The 1,841-nt window shown below is 57.7% G+C and carries 1 protein-coding gene; it reads right to left on the reverse strand.

Features of this window, described 5'->3' with window-relative positions; all coding sequences use genetic code 11:
- Positions 1-208: 208 nt before the first annotated feature.
- On the reverse strand, positions 209-1,387 hold the full coding sequence (locus VGM18_15965; GenBank protein ID HEY3974500.1) for a hypothetical protein: 1,179 nt from the start codon (positions 1,385-1,387) through the stop codon (positions 209-211).
- Between the last annotated feature and the right edge of the window lie 454 nt (positions 1,388-1,841).

A 1,841-nucleotide genomic window follows, 5' to 3' on the forward strand; every position in this document is an offset into this window, starting at 1 on the left:
ACCACGACGGCGATCCGAACCGGCCACCGGCGTCGCGGCGTGGGCTTCGGGACCGCGTCTGGTCGCTCGATACGCAAAGATTGCAGCAATTCAGCCTTGTCAGCAGACATACCCGTTTTCCTGAAGTTGGAGTATTTCGCAGGACAACAGTTTCCTCCGGAGCCGAGCTGAGCGCGACGCGCGGCCGGCCGGGATGATCTTGACGGCGTCAGCCGGCGACGTCGGTATATGCATAGATTCGTTCCATGGAGGCTTCGCTGCCCTCTTCCTTGCGTTGGCGGGCAACGAGAATAGGCTGACGGGTTGTCCTCGCCCCCAACTCCTCGATCAGCCGGTACGTGATGACGGGCGGCTGCGCCGCCGCCTCCTTCATCATCGCCAGTCGCGTAAGCACGGAGACAGGCATGCTGAGCGGAATGCTTGTATTGGTACTGTGATGCGTGGGGATCAGAGTATGCGACGGATTAAAGGCGGTCATTAGCCCGAGCCCGTCAAGCACCCCTAGAAACTGCGAATAGCCGGCGGTCGGCGTATCCTCTGCGATCGAGCATCCGAAGGTCACTACGTGTAGGCGCTGGGTCATTTCCCGCGGCAGCCGCTGGATAGCGTTCTTGATAGCCACCCCCCCCTTGCTGTGGCCGAAAACACGCTTGACGTTGGGCACGTCTTTGAGGATTGCGTGCAGCACGTTTGAGGTTTGCTTGCACCACGTCGGAAGGGAAGACCAGCCGCCACACCATAATACAGGTGCACCGGTACTCGCCCCGGCGTCGTCCGCGCCAGTCACCATTAGCTGGCGGGCCGATCGAGCTGCCAGCGGCATTGTGTGCCCGAGGACCTGCTGCGCAATCCGCTCGACCCACCAATTGTACACTCCGAACCAGCCTTCGAACCCTTGCTGAATCGCGTCTGCAACCCCGTAGCCTGGCACGATGGCGACGACTGGCTCGTCGAGCGCTTTCGAGACATTCCAGGCGAAGGCGGCAGAACCGAGGGCAGAGCTGCCGACCCCGGTGACAGAAGCGCTTCTGAGGTTCTGGCCGTGCTCTTTGACCCAGCTGATGAAATTCCCGACCTCCTCGAACTGCGTAATGCGCGGCGGCCGTCCGGCGTCCACGACCAAGATCGTGCCTGCCGGATTGGACAACGCACCGAGATCGAGTTGGCTGAAGCCCCTGGTCAATTCGGAGAACCGCGAGCGGGGCGATATGTCTGTTCCCTTCACAACGATCGAGCCATGCAAGAACAGGTCGGTCACCATCGTGTTAACGTCGTAAAAGAGCGCATCGAGCGCGGTATTCCCCATCCTCAGGGCGCGCAGCGTTGGTTCGATGAAGGGCCGCGGTATTTCGAACCAGTTGAAAGCGTCGGATCCCGTCATCGACATGGAACTACCTTGGTGCGGTGCAGCATTAGAAGGATTACAAATTTGCGAGTTTGGCTCGGCAAAAGTTTGGCCGTAACACTGCTTATGCAAGATGGAGAGGCAGGAAATTCAGAGAAATTAAGAGGTCATTAGGTAGTACTACGTTCGAATTAGGAGTATGATCACCAGTTTTATACCTTTTTTATGCCCTTACGATTCGCTTTCACGGGGTGTGATCTTCGAATTATATCGTGAGTCGCGTATCGTAGTGATCGAAACAAAGAGATTGGGTGGGTTATACTACAAGATAATTGCAGCGTTCGAGAAATGCGTTACGATCGCAACTCGCACTAAGTCGCGCTGAAATTCCTTGGGAACTGATGCGGGGGGAACTGATGCGGGCGAAGTCAGCTCTTCGCATCGACATTCATGTGAGGCGACGTACTCGGCCCCCCAAGCTCCAGCGTGCCGCAAC

It is taken from the genome of Candidatus Sulfotelmatobacter sp. (assembly GCA_036500765.1).
Taxonomy (GTDB): Bacteria; Acidobacteriota; Terriglobia; order Terriglobales; family Acidobacteriaceae; genus Sulfotelmatobacter.

Coding starts and splice junctions, on each gene's coding strand:
- VGM18_15965 (HEY3974500.1), bottom strand. CDS start 1,387: ATGTCGATGACGGGATCCGACGCTTTCAACTGGTTCGAAATACCGCGG.